The organism is Erythrobacter oryzae (genome assembly GCF_030271515.1).
GTDB lineage: Bacteria > Pseudomonadota > Alphaproteobacteria > Sphingomonadales > Sphingomonadaceae > Erythrobacter > Erythrobacter oryzae.
Map to the genome: position 1 here is coordinate 515378 of NZ_JASCXI010000001.1, position 15772 is coordinate 531149.

The 15772-nt window shown below is 65.9% G+C and carries 17 protein-coding genes; 4 read left to right on the forward strand and 13 right to left on the reverse strand.

Annotation, left to right across the window (positions count from 1 at the left end; genetic code table 11):
• Positions 1-17: 17 nt before the first annotated feature.
• The 12 genes from PFX90_RS02585 to PFX90_RS02640 all read right to left on the reverse strand — a co-directional run bounded on the left by PFX90_RS02585 (position 18) and on the right by PFX90_RS02640 (position 11019).
• Entirely contained in the window at positions 18-2048 is a 2031-nt protein-coding gene (locus PFX90_RS02585; RefSeq protein WP_285710216.1) for an alpha/beta hydrolase family protein, read from the reverse strand.
• 50 nt (positions 2049-2098) lie between these two features.
• Positions 2099-3235 carry a tRNA guanosine(34) transglycosylase Tgt gene (gene tgt, locus PFX90_RS02590; RefSeq protein WP_285710218.1) on the reverse strand — a complete coding sequence of 379 codons (1137 nt, stop codon included), beginning with the start codon at positions 3233-3235 and terminating at the stop codon, positions 2099-2101.
• A 114-nt stretch (positions 3236-3349) separates the two neighbouring features.
• Positions 3350-3901, reverse strand: coding sequence for a hypothetical protein (locus PFX90_RS02595; protein ID WP_285710221.1), 552 nt, complete (start codon positions 3899-3901; stop codon positions 3350-3352).
• Positions 3902-4113: 212 nt separating this feature from the next.
• Complete coding sequence (locus PFX90_RS02600) at positions 4114-4692, reverse strand: outer membrane beta-barrel protein (RefSeq protein ID WP_285710224.1); 579 nt, start codon at positions 4690-4692, stop codon at positions 4114-4116.
• A gap of 160 nt (positions 4693-4852) precedes the next feature.
• On the reverse strand, positions 4853-5620 hold the full coding sequence (locus tag PFX90_RS02605) for an ABC transporter permease (RefSeq protein ID WP_285710226.1): 768 nt from the start codon (positions 5618-5620) through the stop codon (positions 4853-4855).
• Complete coding sequence (locus PFX90_RS02610) at positions 5620-6564, reverse strand: ABC transporter ATP-binding protein (RefSeq protein WP_285710228.1); 945 nt, start codon at positions 6562-6564, stop codon at positions 5620-5622. The genes PFX90_RS02605 and PFX90_RS02610 overlap by 1 nt, the downstream gene beginning before the upstream one ends.
• Positions 6565-6573: 9 nt before the next feature.
• Positions 6574-7611 (reverse strand): tRNA preQ1(34) S-adenosylmethionine ribosyltransferase-isomerase QueA, encoded by a 1038-nt coding sequence (queA, locus tag PFX90_RS02615; protein WP_285710231.1) that lies wholly within the window; start codon positions 7609-7611, stop codon positions 6574-6576.
• Between the two features lie 42 nt (positions 7612-7653).
• Entirely contained in the window at positions 7654-8397 is a 744-nt protein-coding gene (locus PFX90_RS02620) for a peptidylprolyl isomerase (RefSeq protein ID WP_285710235.1), read from the reverse strand.
• 99 nt (positions 8398-8496) lie between these two features.
• Positions 8497-9009 carry a pantetheine-phosphate adenylyltransferase gene (gene coaD, locus PFX90_RS02625; protein ID WP_285710238.1) on the reverse strand — a complete coding sequence of 171 codons (513 nt, stop codon included), beginning with the start codon at positions 9007-9009 and terminating at the stop codon, positions 8497-8499.
• A gap of 35 nt (positions 9010-9044) precedes the next feature.
• Positions 9045-9809: an AIM24 family protein gene (locus tag PFX90_RS02630; protein ID WP_285710240.1), complete on the reverse strand. Its 765-nt coding sequence runs from the start codon at positions 9807-9809 to the stop codon at positions 9045-9047.
• A 21-nt stretch (positions 9810-9830) separates the two neighbouring features.
• A complete protein-coding gene (locus PFX90_RS02635; protein WP_285710242.1) occupies positions 9831-10742 on the reverse strand; it encodes a polyprenyl synthetase family protein in 912 nt (303 codons plus the stop codon).
• 4 nt (positions 10743-10746) lie between these two features.
• Positions 10747-11019, reverse strand: coding sequence for an exodeoxyribonuclease VII small subunit (locus PFX90_RS02640; RefSeq protein WP_285710245.1), 273 nt, complete (start codon positions 11017-11019; stop codon positions 10747-10749).
• Positions 11020-11104: 85 nt separating this feature from the next.
• On the opposite strand from PFX90_RS02640, the gene PFX90_RS02645 reads away from it, so the two are divergent.
• From PFX90_RS02645 to PFX90_RS02660, 4 genes are read left to right on the forward strand one after another with little or no spacing between them, the layout of a single operon-like run.
• Positions 11105-11539 (forward strand): DUF2177 family protein, encoded by a 435-nt coding sequence (locus tag PFX90_RS02645; protein WP_285710248.1) that lies wholly within the window; start codon positions 11105-11107, stop codon positions 11537-11539.
• Position 11540: 1 nt separating this feature from the next.
• Positions 11541-12215, forward strand: a complete 675-nt coding sequence (locus PFX90_RS02650) for a hypothetical protein (protein ID WP_285710251.1) — start codon at positions 11541-11543, stop codon at positions 12213-12215.
• Between the two features lie 29 nt (positions 12216-12244).
• On the forward strand, positions 12245-14482 hold the full coding sequence (gene purL, locus PFX90_RS02655; protein WP_285710253.1) for a phosphoribosylformylglycinamidine synthase subunit PurL: 2238 nt from the start codon (positions 12245-12247) through the stop codon (positions 14480-14482).
• The gene (locus PFX90_RS02660; protein WP_285710256.1) at positions 14482-14892 is read left to right on the forward strand and encodes a DUF3052 family protein; all 411 of its coding nucleotides are present in this window, start codon (positions 14482-14484) and stop codon (positions 14890-14892) included. Before purL ends, PFX90_RS02660 begins: the two co-directional genes overlap by 1 nt.
• Before the next feature lie 7 nt (positions 14893-14899).
• Here the strand turns inward: PFX90_RS02660 and PFX90_RS02665 are convergent, their stop codons facing one another.
• Positions 14900-15691 (reverse strand): Coq4 family protein, encoded by a 792-nt coding sequence (locus PFX90_RS02665; RefSeq protein WP_285710258.1) that lies wholly within the window; start codon positions 15689-15691, stop codon positions 14900-14902.
• Positions 15692-15772 lie beyond the last annotated feature (81 nt).

A 15772-nucleotide genomic window follows, 5' to 3' on the forward strand; every position in this document is an offset into this window, starting at 1 on the left:
GGCCTTCGCGCGAGCCCTCACTTGCGCCCGAGCGCGGTGTCGAGGAATTGGCCGATTTCGGTCAGCATCGCCGCGCGCACCGCGCTGTCGCCCAGATCGTGCTGGAGATCGGGGTATTCGCGATACAGCACCTGTTTGCCTGCCGCCTTCAGTGCGTTCTCCATCCCCCGCGAATGGCGCACCGCGACATTGAGATCGAGCGTCCCGTGAAACAGCGCGACCGGCGCGGCGAAACGTGCGGCGAAGCGGCGCGGGCTGCCGCTCGCGACGTGGTCGCCCTCCCCCACGAAGGCCTTGACGAGACGTGCGTTGGTATAGGCGGACGCGTCCTCAACGAGGTAGCCCAGATCGGTCACCGGCGCGATCGCCACAACGGCCTTGAACAGCGCCGGATCGAGCACCTGCGATTGCAGCGCGGCATAACCCCCGTACGACCATCCCGCGATGGCAAGCTGGTCGGGCTTCGCAATGCCGCTGCTCACCAGCCACCGGCCAGCATCATTGACGTCGCCGATCGCCACGTCCCACGCCTTGAAACCGTTGCGGCCGTACCATGCCTGACCATACCCGGAAGAACCGCGGTAATTGGGCTGGAGCACCGCATAGCCGCGTGCGGTCAGAAACTGGACGATCCAGTCGAAGCCCCATTCGTCGCGCGCCGCAGGACCGCCGTGAGGCAGCACGACAGCGGGAAGCCCCTTGCCGTCGGACCCGGGCGGCAAGGTGAGATAGGCAGGAATCTGCGTGCCGTCGGCGGCGGGATAGGTCACCGAACGCATGGAGCCCATCTTGCGCCCTTCGAGGTTGCCGCGCACCGGAAGCAGCGGTTCGAGCGCACTGGTCGACTTGTCGAACAGGTACACCATGCCCGGTTGGGTGTCGCTCGCCGCGATCAGCAGCAATTGCCGTTCATCGGCGCTTGCCCCGATGAAGTTGATGATCGGCTGATCGGGCAAGGCCTTGCCAAGACTGCGGGCGATCCCCGCAAGTTCCTTGTCGAAATAGGCGACCTCGCGCTTTTCGGTGGCATAGCTTGCCCCGACAACCCGACGCTTGCGCCCGATGCGGATCACCGAATCCACGTCGACATCTCCGCGGGAGACAAGGACGCGGCCCTTGCCGGTCCCGTCCAGGGGAAATTCCGCCATCGCCGAGTAACCGTCCCTTCGGACAAACCCGTAGGCCATGTTGCGGGCGCTCTCGACCGCCGTGGGGTAGAAGACACCCGCCGGCTTGTCGTCGATCGTCAGATCGGCAAACTTGTTCCAGGTCTTGCTGTCCGGTGTGCGGAAATAGTAGTCGGTCTGGCCCGTGAGATTGCCATCCCCGTCATAGAGCGTCCGCGTCTTGACCCGCACGCGTCCGAGCTCATCGGCGACATAGCGCGCAGTGTCGGGGTCGGCGCGTTCGATCACGGAACGCTTGCCGGTGACCACATCGATGATCTCCGCTCCCATGCCGCTGTCATCATTGGCAAGCCGCGTGCCGGTCGTCACCTCGGGAATGTAGAAGCGCGACATGACGATCTTGCCCGGATCGCCGCCCACATCGAGCGCGAGCAGATCGCCACCGAACTGCATTCCGCGCAGCGCCCTGTCGGATTGCCGGCGGCTGATCATCGCCATATTCGAACCATCGTCGCTGATGGCGAACATCCGATCGAATGGCAGCAGCACGCCATCCGCGTCGACCACCCCTGATACCTGGCACAAGATCCGCACCTCGGTGGCCCACTCGCACCAGTCGATATCGGCGTTGGTCTCGGTATTGGCGATGACCTTGTGCGGTTTTGCATCGCCGGCGAGGTCGATGACCATCAGTACATCGGTATGCGCTGGGCCTGCCGTGACATAGGCAAGCTTGGTGCCCTGCGGCGAGAGGCTGATGTCGATGATCGATTCGCGCGCGCCGAACAGCTGCGCCGTGCGCGCAAGATCCTCGTCAGGGCCGGCAGGCGTTTCCTGCGCGTGCAGCGCTCCTGCCGCAAGGATTGCCAGCGCCGTTGCTGCACCCGCGCCGAGGAGTGCCACCATGTTGGATTTTTTCATGATGATCAGACCCCCCGTAAGCGACGTGCGTACGCGAAGCTGTAATCCGATCAGTCATGTGTCCGCAAATAATTTCTGCGAAAATCAGCGACAAAGCGGGCAAAGACGTCGGCATGGATGGCATCGCGCATCGCCTGCATCAGCGCCTGATAGAAGCTGAGGTTGTGCTCGGTGACCAGCATGGCGCCCAGCATCTCGCCCGACTTGACGAGGTGGTGGATATAGGCGCGGCTGTAAGTGGTGCAGACCGGACAGTGGCAGCGCGCGTCCAATGGCGCGGTGTCCTCGGCAAAGCGGGCGTTCCTGAGGTTGAGGGGGCCGTTCCACGTGAAGGCCTGCCCGTTGCGCCCCGAGCGGGTGGGCAGGACGCAATCGAACATGTCGATCCCCCGCTCGACCGCGCCGACGAGGTCATCGGGCTTGCCCACGCCCATAAGGTATCGGGGCCTGTCGACAGGAAGCATGTCGGGGGCATAATCGAGCACGCCGAACATCGCTTCCTGCCCCTCGCCCACGGCAAGCCCGCCGACGGCATAGCCATCGAAGCCGATGTCGATGAGCTTGTCGGCGCTGATCCGGCGCAGGTCTTCATGCAGCGCGCCCTGCTGGATGCCGAACAGCGCCGCGCAGGCAGCGTGATCCTCGCCGCTGTCAAAGCCTTCGCGGCTGCGCCTGGCCCAGCGCATCGAGAGCTCCATGGAGGAGGCGATCTCGTCACGCGGGCGGTCTGCGCGGGGGCATTCGTCGAACGCCATGACGATGTCGCTGCCCAGCAGGCGCTGGATTTCCATGCTGCGCTCGGGGGTGAGCATGTGCTTCGACCCGTCGAGGTGGCTGCGGAACTCGACGCCCTGCTCGGTCAGCTTGCGCAACTCGGATAGGCTCATGACCTGATAGCCGCCGCTGTCGGTCAGGATCGGGCGCTGCCAGTTCATGAACTTGTGGAGGCCCCCCAGACGCGCGACGCGCTCGGCGCCCGGGCGCAGCATCAGGTGGTAGGTGTTGCCGAGGATGATGTCGGCACCGGTCTGGCGCACGGCCTCGGGCTTCATCGCCTTCACCGTGGCGGCGGTGCCGACCGGCATAAAGGCAGGCGTGCGGATTTCGCCACGCTGCATCCGAATGATGCCGGTGCGCGCCTTGCCGGAGGTCGCCTGAAGCGTGAACTGGAAACGGGGGGGCGTCATTGCGGCTCGCGCCCTAGCCGCGCGGCGCGGCGCTGTCACGCCAAAGCAAAAGGGGCAGGGGAACGTGCCTCGTATCCCCTGCCCCTTCGCTAGTCAGCCTGTGCGGCGGTGGCTTCAGAACTTGAAGCCGACGCCCACGGTGCCACGCAGGGTGTCGAACGCGATGGTGTCGACGTTGGCGCGCAGCACGACCTTGCTCACCGGAACTTCGACGCCGACGCCGACGAGGTAGTCACCGATGGTGGTGTCGAGGCCGAAATCGTCCTCGTCGAAGTCCGGATCGCCGATCAGGTTGCCGGCGTCGACGTCGACCCACTGGTAACCGCCGCGGGCGTAGATCTTGCTGCCGCCCTGGGTCTTCAGACCGAGGCGCGCCGAGAGGCCGTATTCGGCATCGATCGGGCCCGAACCGAAGTTGGCGTTGCCTTCCGCACCGATGAACAGGGTCTCGCCCACGGGGAAGTCGACAGCAACGAAGCCGCCGTAGATTTCGCCGCTGTCGTCGATGTTGAATTCGTCGAGGTCGGCATCATCGACGGCGAGGTCGTGGAGGCCGACCTGGGCACCGATGGTGACTTCGGGCTTGCCCGCGTCCTGCGCCTGCGCGGCAGCCGGCAGAGCGATCGCGCCGAACGCTGCGATCGTCGCGTATGCGATCTTTTTCATCCTGTTTTTCCTTTGCTTGAACCGGCCGCAGGGGGTGCGGTGGGTCGGGCAAGCAATTAGGAAGCGCAGAATTGCTGCGCAATGAACGAACAGCCAATTATTCGTTCATGTCCGCTCACCGGCATATTGGCATCGACCAACATCCGTTCGGTATCGACTAGTGAAGAGGATCGGAGGGCCGCCGCAACAGCCCTCCGGTCCAGCAGTATGCGTCAGAACTTGAAGCCGACGCCCACGGTTCCGCGCAGCGTGTCGAAGGCGATGGTGTCGACATTGGCGCGCAGCACCACCGAACTCACCGGCACTTCGAGGCCCACGCCGACGAGGTAGTCACCGCCGACATCGCTGACTTCGATGTCGTTGTCGTCGAGGAAGTCCTCGTCCACGCCGGTCAGGTTGCCGAGGTCGAGATCGACCCACTGGTAGCCCCCGCGGGCATAGATCTTGGTGCCGCCCTCGGTGCGGAAGCCGAGACGCGCGGCCGCGCCATATTCGGATTCGATCGGGCCGCTGCCGAAGTGGAAATTGCCCTCGACGCCCGCGAACAGGCTCTCGCCGACGGGGAAGTCGACGGCGGCAAAACCGCCATAGATCTCGCCGGTGTCGTCGATGTTGAAATCGTCGAATTCGCCGTCGTCGGCGTCGAGATCGCCGAGGTCGACGCCAAGGTCATGCAAGCCGACCGAGGCCCCGATGGTGACGTCGGGCTTGGTGGTATCCTGCGCCTGCGCGGCTGCCGGAAGGGCGATGGCGCCAGCGGCGACCAGCGAGGTGAAGACGAGCTTCTTCATATTATGATCCGTCCTTTGTCGAACCGTCGCGGGAGGTGCGACGTCGGACGGCAGCTAGGGAGCCCGGCTTGTCTGTGAAATGAACAAAGGTAAGTGAGGCTGTTAATGTCCGATTGATGGTGCAAAATGGCAGGCGAATGAAATAATAGACTAACCTGTGTTACTCTCTGAGGCGCCATCCGGTGCGGAAAATCACCGCGATGATGATCGTGCAGACCCCGAGGAAGCCGAGCGTCAGCCACAGCGAGACCGCGATCGGCACATCGGCCACACCATAGAAGGAATAGCGCAGCCCGCTCACCAGAAAGGCGATCGGGTTGGCGAGCGCGATCGCGTCCCACGGCGCAGGCAAGTCGCGAACCGAATAGAAGGTGCCGCCGAGGAAGGTCAGCGGGGTCAGGATCAGCATGGGGATGATGCCCAGTTTCTCGAACGAATCGGCCCAGATGCCGAGGATGAATCCGAACAGCGCGAAACTCGCCGCGACCAGCATGATGTAGACCGCCGCGAGCAAGGGGTGCGCGATCTCGTAGTCGACGAAAAGCCGCGCGGTGCCGAGGATGATCGCGGCCAGAATAAGCCCCTTGGTCGCCGCCGCGCCGACGAAGCCGGCCAGCGTCTCGGCCACGCCCACTGGGGCGGAGAGCAGCTCGTAGATCGTGCCGGTGAAGCGCGGCATGTAGATGCCGAAGCTCGCATTGCTGGTGGTCTCGCCCAGCAGGGTCAGCATCAGGAGGCCGGGGATGATGAAGGCACCGTAGGGCACCCCGCCGACGGGCTCCATCCGCGCGCCGATGACAGAGCCGAACACCACGAAATAGAGCGAGGTGGTCAGCACCGGCGAGAGGATCGACTGGAAGGCGGTGCGGAAGGCGCGCGCCATCTCGCGCTGGTAGATCGCAAGCGCGCTGCGGGGGCTGAAATGCATCACGCGGCCTCCTGCTCTTGGCCCAGCAGGCCGACGAAGATGTCCTCGAGCGAGCTGTCGTGGATGTCGAGGCTAGTGAAGCCGATCCCGGCGCGGGTCAGCGCCTGGGCGAGCTGCGCCACCTCGGCGCGGCCCCTGCCCTGCCCGTTCCCGCCGCGATAGGTGAGCCGGGTGCCGCCTTCGGACAGCACCGCGCCGAAGCCCGCCAGCGCCTCGGGCACGGCCGCGAGCGGTGCGGCCAGCTCGATCACCGCCTCGGTAGTGCCGAGCCGCTCCATCATCGCGCGCTTTTCGTCGACCATGCGGATGCGCCCGCGCTGGATGATGCCGACGCGGTCGGCCATTTCCTCGGCCTCCTCGATGTAGTGGGTGGTGAGGATGATGGTGACGCCGCGCTGCTTCAATGCGGCGATCTGCTCCCACATGTCCTTGCGCAGCTCGACGTCGACGCCCGCGGTGGGCTCGTCGAGGAACAGCAGCTCGGGCTCGTGCGCCAGCGCCTTGGCGATCAGCACGCGGCGCTTCATCCCGCCGCTCAATGCGCGGATCTGCGCGTCCTTCTTGTCCCACAGCGAAAGGCTGCGCAGGATTTCCTCGATGCGGGCAGGATTGCGGGGCTTGCCGAACAACCCTTGCGAATAGGAGACGGCGCGCCACACGGTCTCGAACATGTCGGTGGCGAGTTCCTGCGGCACCAGCCCGATCCGCGCGCGCGCCGCCCGCCAGTCGCGCGCGAGGTCGTGGCCGAAGGCCGTGATCGTCCCGCCGGTGGGCCGCACCAGCCCGCACACCGCACCGATCAACGTGGTCTTGCCCGCGCCGTTGGGCCCGAGCAGCGCGAAAATCTCGCCCGCGCGGATATCGAGATCGACATTGTCGAGCGCACGCGGGCCGTTCGCGTAGGTCTTGGTAAGGCCGCGAATGGAGAGAATAGGTTCACTCATAGCTACCGATTACGGGAGCAGGAGCGAGGAGTCACCATAGGAATAGAAACGATATTCGCTCGCGATGGCATGGGCATAGGCCGCCATCATCCGCTCGCGGCCCATCAGCGCGCTGACCAGCATCATCAGGGTCGACTTGGGCAGGTGGAAATTGGTCATCAGGCCATCGACCGCGCGCAGTTTGTAGCCCGGCGTAATGAAGATCGCGGTGTCGCCCGCGAAAGGCCGGATGATGCCCTGCTCGTCCACCGCGCTTTCCAGCAGGCGCAGGACCGTGGTGCCGACCGCGATGATCCGGCCGCCCGCAGCGCGCGCGGCGTTCAATCGGTCGGCGGTCTCGGCCGGGATGCGGCCGAATTCGGCGTGCATCTGGTGGTGGTCGGTATCCTCGGCCTTCACGGGGAGGAACGTGCCCGCGCCGACGTGCAGCGTGAGCGTCGCGCGCCCGATCCCGGCAGCATCGATCGCATCGACCAACCTCTGCGTGAAATGAAGCGAGGCGGTGGGTGCGGCGACCGCGCCTTCCTCGCGCGCGAACATGGTCTGGTAGTCCTCGAGATCCTGCTCATCGACCCCGCGCTTGCTGGCAATGTAAGGCGGCAGCGGCATGGTGCCCGCGCGGTCGAGCAGGACTTCGACCGGCTCCTCGCCCTCGAAGAACAGGGTGAGCGAGCCGTCGGCGTGGCGCTCCTCGGCGATTGCCGTGACGCCCCCGCCGAAGACCAGCTGGTCGCCGATCATCACCCGCTTGGCGTTCTTGAGGAAGGCCTGCCAGCGGCGCAGGTCGATACGCTTGTGGAGCGTCGCGCCGATCCGGGCCTCCCCGTCGGCGCGGCGGCCTTCGAGCTGGGCGGGGATGACGCGGGTGTCGTTGAAGACGAGCACGTCGCCGGGGTTCAGCAGCGCGGGCAGATCGCGCACGCCGCGATCCTCGAACGGCGCATCTTGCCCACGCACCACCAGCATCCGCGCCGCATCGCGCGGTCGCACCGGGCGCAGCGCGATACGCTCGGGCGGCAAGTCGAAATCGAACAGGTCAACCTTCATGGGCCGCGCGCCTAGCGGCAAGGTGCCCGCGAAGGAAGGGGCTTAGTTGCCCTTCGCCGCGTTCAGCATGTCGAGCGTAACCGGCTCGTCTTCGGCCGCAGCGGGGGCCGGGGGCGGCGGCGGGGCCTTGCCGTCGGCTTCGATCGAGGCCTGAACGATATAGGTCGGGTTCTGCGGCGGCTCGCCCCGAACGATCGCGTCCACCGCTTCCATATTCTCGATCACCCGGCCGAAATTGGTGTATTTCTTGTCGAGGCTGAAGCGCGGGTAGAAGACGATGAAGAACTGGCTGTTGGCGCTGTCCTCGCTCGCGGCGCGGGCCATCGAGAGCGTGCCGCGCACGTGGGGCATGGGGGTGAACTCGGCCTTGAGATCGGGAAGCTCGCTGCCGCCCTGCCCCGTGCCGGTGGGATCGCCGCCCTGCGCCATGAAGCCCTCGATCACGCGGTGGAACACCACGCCATCGTAGAAGCCCGCGCGGGTCAGTTCCTTGATCCGCTTGACGTGCTCGGGCGCCCAGTCGGCCATCAGCCGCGCCTTGACGCGCTGGCCGTTCGACAGGTCGAGCACCCAGACGTTCTCGGGATCGACCGCGGGATCGTAATTGATGGGGGCATAGACGCGGGCGAGCGGCTGCTGCTCCAGCGCCTTCTGTTCTTCCTTGGACTTGTCGTCGCCGAAGGCCACCGGCGGGGTGTCGTCCTTCTGCTTCTGCGCGTGGGCAGCCCCGGGGGCGGCCAGAAGCGCGATGGCGGCAAGGGCAGTGGCAAGCTTGGCTTTGATCATGGTTCCATCCGGATTGCGGGGGCCGTGTAGCCCCGCCGGTCTGACACTGCAATGAATGAAGGATATCGAGGTGGGGACGGCGTCGGCGAGCGCTGGCGCTCAGTAGTCCCCCTTCAGCCCCTGTTCGCGCACCCGGGCGATCACTTCCTCGCACACCGGCGGGCTGACGAACTTCGCGATGTCGCCGCCATAGACCGCGATTTCCTTGACCAGCTTGGAGGCGATCGGCTGGAGCGAGACGTCCGCCATCAGGAACACGGTTTCGATATTGTGGTCGAGCTGCTGGTTCATGCCGGCCATCTGGTATTCGTACTCGAAGTCGGCAACGGCGCGCAGGCCCCGGATGATGACGCTCGCGCCCTGCTTTTGCGCGAACTTCACCAGGAGGGCGTTGAACCCCACCACCTCGACATTGGTAAGGCCCATGTTCGCCACCTCGCGCTCGACCATGCGGAAGCGCTCATCGGTGGAGAACATCGGGTTCTTCGAAGGGTTGGTGGTGACCCCGATGATGAGGTGATCGACCAGCTTGGAGCCGCGCCGGATGATGTCGGCATGGCCCAGCGTGATGGGATCGAAGGTCCCGGGATAGATCCCGACGCGGCGTGTCATTGTCTGTTCTCTCCCCTACCCTGTCCGCGCAGGCCTCAGGCGATCCGCGCCGAGGGCGTGACCCACACGTTGCCGGACCCGCGCAGCTTGTAGACGAAGCCCTCGCCCGAGCGCAGCGCATTGCGCAGGCCCGAGACCAGCGGGCCGATGCTGACATCGAGGCTGGCCGAATACATCAGCATGAAATCGCCATCGACCACGACTTCCTGCCCGGGCTTCACCGCGACCTCGTCGATCTCGTAGACCGGCACCGGGCTCTCGACCGCGAACACCCCTGCCCCGGTGATCTTGGGCTGGGCGAGACCATTGCCCGAGAACAGCCCCTGGATCGAGGCATGCATGTGGGTGGAGAGCGAAATCTCCGCCGCGCAGGCATAGAAGGCCTTGTCGTCGAGCAGCAGCGCGTCCTGCGGCCCGTCCATCGTGGCGAGGATGAAGTGGCGACGCACCGGTTCGCACCAGATCGTGCCGGTGCCGCTGTAGCGTGTCGCATGGGCGCTCTCGCCGGTCGCGGCGGCAGCGGCGGCGCGGGCAAAGAAGCCCTTGTTCGCCTCGTGCTGGATCATATCGACGGTGAGATTGCCGTAGGAATATTGCAATGCGCCGGGCTGGATCAGCACCGAGCCGTTGTTGAGCTCGATCTCGAGCTGGTGCACCTCGGTGGGCTCGGCGATGTAGTGGAGCTGGCCCTCGACCCCGGTCGGCAGGCCGCGGGCAACCATCTTCTTCTCGACATAGCGATGCACCCGCATCGTCACGCCGCCGCGGCTCTCTTCCTGGATGCACTGACGGAACGCCATCGCGCTTGTCTCCTGTGATGTTTACCGGTCGCGTTCGACGATGAAGCGGGCAAGCGCGCGCAGGATATCGGCCTCGCTGCCATAGGAGGCGAGACGCAGAACCGCCTGATCGACCAGCGCACGGGCCTGATCGCGCGCCTGCTCGACCCCCATCAGGGTGACGAAGGTCTGCTTGCCCTGTTCATCGTCCTTGCGCAGCGCCTTGCCAGCCTTGTCGATATCGCCTTCGACATCGAGCAGGTCGTCGGCAATCTGGAAGGCAAGGCCGATGTCGCGGGCATAGGCCCTGAGGTGCGCGCGCCCCTGCGGCGGCACCTTGCCAAGGATCGCGCCCATCTCGACCGCAGCGGCCAGCAGCGCGCCGGTTTTCAGCTGCTGGAGCCGGGTGATCGCCTGGAGATCGTAGACCACGCCCTCCTCGTCGGCGACCATGTCCATCATCTGGCCGCCCGCCATCCCGCTCATGCCGCTCGCCTGGCCGAGGGTCAGGATCAGTTCGGAGCGGGTGAAGGGGTCTTCGCTGGTGGCATCATCGGCGAGAATCTCGAAGGCGAGCGCATGGAGCGCATCGCCCGCCAGCACGGCGGTGGCCTCGTCATAGGCCTTGTGCAGGGTGGGCTTGCCGTGGCGCAGATCGTCATTGTCCATGCAGGGCAGATCATCGTGGATCAGCGAATAGACATGGATCGCCTCGATCGCCGCGCCCGCGCGCAAGGCAGCATCGCGTGAGACGCCGAAAAGCGCGGCGGTGCTGCACACCAGCAACGGGCGCACCCGCTTGCCCCCGCCGATCGCGGCATAGCGCATCGCCTCGACCAGACGCGCGCTGGTATCGTCCGGCACCGGGAGCAGCGCGTCGAACAGCGAATCGATTTCGGACTGGACGCGCTTGATCTCGCCCGCGAGCGCGTTGCCGCTTGCCTCCGCCAGCATCGCCCTATCCTTCCGCGTCGAAGGGCCGCGTGCCGGTCGCCCGGCCGTCGGCAGCGGTGACGATCCGCTCGATCCGCGCCTGCGCCGCATCGAGCCGCTGCTGGCACGCCGCCCGCAGCGCCTCGCCGCGTTCATAGAGACCGATCGACTGGTCGAGCGGCACGTCGCCGCGTTCGAGCTGTTGCACGATGGCCTCGAGCGCAGCGAGCGCCTGTTCGAAGCTCATGGCGGAAATGTCCGGCGCGCCCGGCGTCGGTGATGAAGTGCCCTCGTCCATGCCCGCGAGCATTGACGGGGCGCGGCGGTGCGGTCAAGGCTGCGCGGACGGGGCGGGGACCAACCAACACAGGAATATCACCTTCATGCTGCTCAAGTGGTTCATCGCCTACGGCGTTGCCGCCGTGTCGTTTCTGGCCTTCGACATCGTCTGGCTGCGCTGGGCGGCGGGCAATCTCTACAAGCCGGTGATCGGCGAGATCATTGCCGAGAAGTTCAATGCCGGTGCGGCGGTGGCCTTCTACCTCATCTACATCGCCGGCATCTGCTGGTTCGCGATCCGTCCGGGCCTCGAAGGCGGCGGGGTGCGCGAGGCGATGCTCAACGGCATCCTGCTGGGCGCGCTGTGCTATGCGACCTTCGACCTCACTTCGCAGGCGGTGATGAAGGTGTGGGCGACCCACATCTCCGTGCTCGACATCCTGTGGGGCGCCTTCGTGACCGGTTCGGCGAGCGCGATCGCCTGCTGTGCGGTGCTGAAGTTCGCACCCGCTGCACCGGCTGTCCCGCCCCTAGGCTAGCATGTTCATCGGCCACTTCGCTCCGGCCTTCGTCGCCGCCGCGGTCAGCCCGGAGCGGCCGCGGCTGGGGACGATGTTCGTGGCGGGGCAGCTGGTCGACTGGGGCTTCTTCAGCCTCGCGCTGTTGGGGGTCGAGAACATGCGGGTCGATCCGGCGGCGAGCGTGATGGTGCCCTTCGACCTCTATGACATGCCCTATACCCACTCGCTGCTCGGGACAGCGATCTGGGCGGCGGCGTTCTTCGGCATCGTCGCGATCTGGCAGCGCAGCTGGCGCATCGGCTTGCTGGCGGGCGTGGTCGTGTTGTCGCACTGGCTGTGTGATCTGATCGTCCACGTCCCCGATCTGACGCTCGACGGCACGCCGCCCACGCTCGGCCTCGGGCTGTGGAACATGCCATGGGTGGCGATCCCGCTGGAGCTGGCGCTGGCCTTCGGGGCGCTCGCCTTCTACCTGCGCCGCACCCGGGGCCCTGCGGGGCCGCCGCTGGTGCTGGCGGGCGTGATGCTGCTGTTCCAGCTCGCCAACTGGTTCGCCCCGCACCCCGAGAGCGCCGGGCCGTTTCTCTACCTTCAGGCGCTGTTCGCCTTCGCCGTGCTGACGATGCTTGCCGCGTGGGTGGGGGAGAATCGCTGGTTCCGGCGACGCGGCGGCTTGGCGACTTCGGCCCGGTGATCTAGGGGGCGCGCCAAGGAGTCCCTCTCATGACCGCCATCACCCCCGAAATCGTCGAACAGCACGGCCTTTCTCCCGAGGAATACGAGCGCGTCCTTGCCGCGCTGGGCCGCGAGCCGAACCTTGTGGAACTCGGCATCTTCTCGGTGATGTGGTCGGAGCATTGCTCCTACAAGTCCTCGCGCATCCATCTGAAGAAGCTGCCGACCGAGGCGCCCTGGGTGATCTGCGGTCCTGGCGAGAACGCCGGCGTGATCGACATCGGCGACGGGCAGGCGGCGATCTTCAAGATGGAGAGCCACAACCACCCCTCCTATATCGAACCCTATCAGGGCGCGGCGACGGGAGTGGGCGGCATCCTGCGCGACGTCTTCACGATGGGTGCGCGCCCGATGGCGAACGCCAACGCGCTGCGCTTTGGCCGACCCGAGCATCCAAAGATGAAGCATCTGGTGCAGGGGGTGGTCGCCGGGATCGGCGGCTACGGCAATTGCGTCGGCGTGCCGACTGTGGCGGGCGAGACCAATTTCCACCCCGCTTACGATGGCAACATCCTCGTCAACGCGATGACCGTGGGCGTCGCCGATCAGGACAAGATCTTCTATTCCGCCGCCACCGGCCTCGGGAACCCGATCGTCTATGTCGGCTCCAAGACCGGGCGCGACGGGATCCACGGCGCGACCATGGCGAGCGCCGATTTCGGCGAGGATGCGGACGCGAAGAGGCCGACCGTGCAGGTGGGCGACCCTTTCACCGAAAAGCTGCTGATCGAAGCCTGCCTCGAGCTGATGGCGACCGACGCGATCGTCGCCATTCAGGACATGGGCGCGGCGGGTCTGACCAGCTCCAGCGTCGAGATGGCGTCGAAGGGCGGCGCGGGCATCCGGCTCGACATGAACAAGGTCCCCTGCCGCGAGACCGGCATGACGCCCTACGAGATGATGCTCTCGGAAAGCCAGGAGCGGATGCTCATGGTATTGCAACCAGGCAAGGAGGCGATGGCCGAGGCGATCTTCCGCAAGTGGGAGCTGGATTTCGCGGTGATCGGCGAAGTCACCGACACCGGCCACATGGTCTTGGAATTCAACGGCGAGGTGGTGTGCGACATCCCGCTCGCCCCGCTGGCCGACGAAGCCCCGCTCTATGACCGGCCCTATCTCTCCAAGGAGGAATATGCCGCATGGGCGGGCGTGAAGCCGCTCGGCGAAGTGCCTGCGACCGATGACGTGGCGGCAGACCTGTTGACCCTGATGGCCTCCCCCGACCTCGCCTCGCGCCGCTGGATTGCCGAGCAGTACGATTCGCAGGTCGGCGCCGACACGCTCCAGACCGGGGGCGATGCGGGCGTGGTGCGGGTCCACGGCACCGAAAAGGCGCTTGCCATAACCACCGATTGCACCCCGCGCTATGTCTTTGCCGACCCCTATGAAGGCGGCAAGCAGGCGATTGCCGAGGCTTATCGCAACCTGTGCGCCGTGGGCGCGCGACCCTTGGCGGTGACCAACTGCTTGAACTTCGCCAACCCCCAGCGCCCCGAGATCATGGCGCAGATCGTCCACGCCTTGGACGGCATGGGCGACGCCTGCCGCGCGCTCGATTTCCCGATCGTGAGCGGCAACGTCAGCCTCTACAACGAATCGAAGGCCACCGGCGGCGGCTCGGCGATCCTCCCCACCCCGGCCATCGGCGGCGTCGGCATCATCACCGACCTCGCCAAGATGATGACCATGCACTTCAAGAATGCGGGCGACGCGATCTACCTCGTCGGCCCCGAGTTCTGGGCCAAGCCCGATCCGACCCGCTCGCACCTTGGCCAGTCGCTGTGGCTGCGGGTGGTCAAGGGTGTCGAGGGCGGCCGCACCCCGCCGACCGACCTCACGGTCGAAAAGAACGCCGGCGAAATCATCCACGAGCTGATCGCCGACGGCCTCGTCAACGCGGTGCATGACCTAAGCGACGGCGGCCTTGCGGTCGCGCTTGCAGAGATGGCGCTGGCGGGCGGCATCGGCGCCGAGACCGAAGCGGGCAACCCCGCCTACACCCCTGCCCAGTGGTGGTTCGGCGAGGATCAGGGGCGCTATCTCGTCACCGTGCCCGACGTCGCGGCCTTGAACGATGCGCTCTCCAAGGGCACCCGCAATGACGAGACCGCGCAGATCGGCTTCCAGCGGATCGGCACGGTCGGCGGCGATTCGGTGCTCGGCGTCCCCCTCGCCGAGCTGCGCGCCGCCAACCAGCGCTTCTTCCAGGAGTGGATGGAGGGCTGATGGCCGCCTCGGGCTATTCCGGCACGCCGCTGGCGAAAAAGCTCACTCTGCGCGACGGGATGCGGGTGTGGTTCGATGCCATGCCCGAACACGTGATCGACGAGATCGACGAATATGCGCTTGAACTGACCTTCGTGGCCGACCCCGCGCAAGGGATCGATGCCGCGCATGTTTTCGTCACCGAGAAGGCAGCGCTGGAAGCGCACCTCACCGCGTTACGCCACAGAATCGCGCCCGACGGTCAAATCTGGGTCAGCTGGCCGAAGAAGGCCTCCAAGGTTCCGACCGACATCACCGAGGACACGATCCGCGACATCTGCCTGCCGATGGGCCTCGTCGACACCAAGGTCTGCGCCATCGACGAGACCTGGTCGGGCCTCAAGCTGGTGATCCGCAAGGAACTGCGCTGAGAAACCCTCAGGCCGCTTGCGCCCCGCCCAGCGTCAGCTGCTCGCGCGCGGTGCCCTCGCTCTCGAGGATCGCGAGGCACTGGCGGTAGACCTCCGGCTTGCCGATATTCATCCGCGCCCGCGCCGCGCCGATATCCTCGCGCATCAGCGCGGCAATGTCCTGATGCGCGATCTTGGCGGCGGCGCGGCCGAGTGCGCGGCCTTCCTTGATCGCGGCATAAAGCGGCGCCTTCGTGCCGCTCACCTTCCTGATCTGGCGCGCGCCGGCATAGGCGATGAACAGGATGCCCGCGTTGTGGTTCTGCTCGTAGGTGAAGCCCAGCAGGCTCGCCTCGCCCAGCGCATCGCGGCCATAGCCGGTGAGCACGTGGAACAGGTCATGCGTGTCGCGCAACCGGTCGAAATACCACTGGGTCTGGTCCTGCGGCAGGCTTTCGGGCGGGGCCCACTTGTGGCTTTCCGCCACCAGCCCGGCAGCCGACAACCCCTCGCGCTTCATGAAGGCGATGTAATGCGCCGCGACCGTCTCCGGACCGCAATCGGCCCAGCGGCCGTGATCGTCGAGCATCGCGGGGATATCGACGCCTTCGGCCATCATCCGGCGGCCTTCAGGCGAGGTGACGAAAGCGCGCGCCTGGGCATGGCTCTTGCGGCCCTTGGTCGCCTCGATGATGTGGAACACCTGCTCGGTGTCCTCCTTGTCCTCGACCAGCTTGCCGAAGTGGTGGAGCACCTTCAGCGGGCGGAAGCCTGCGGTCTTGCGGTCGGGAGCAACCAGGGGAAGATCGGTGACGGCCATCGTGTAACGTCCTCGGCGCGAATCGCGAATGGGGTTCGTGCGATGCTACTTACAAGAGTGTCAGTTAATAGTCCATGTCAC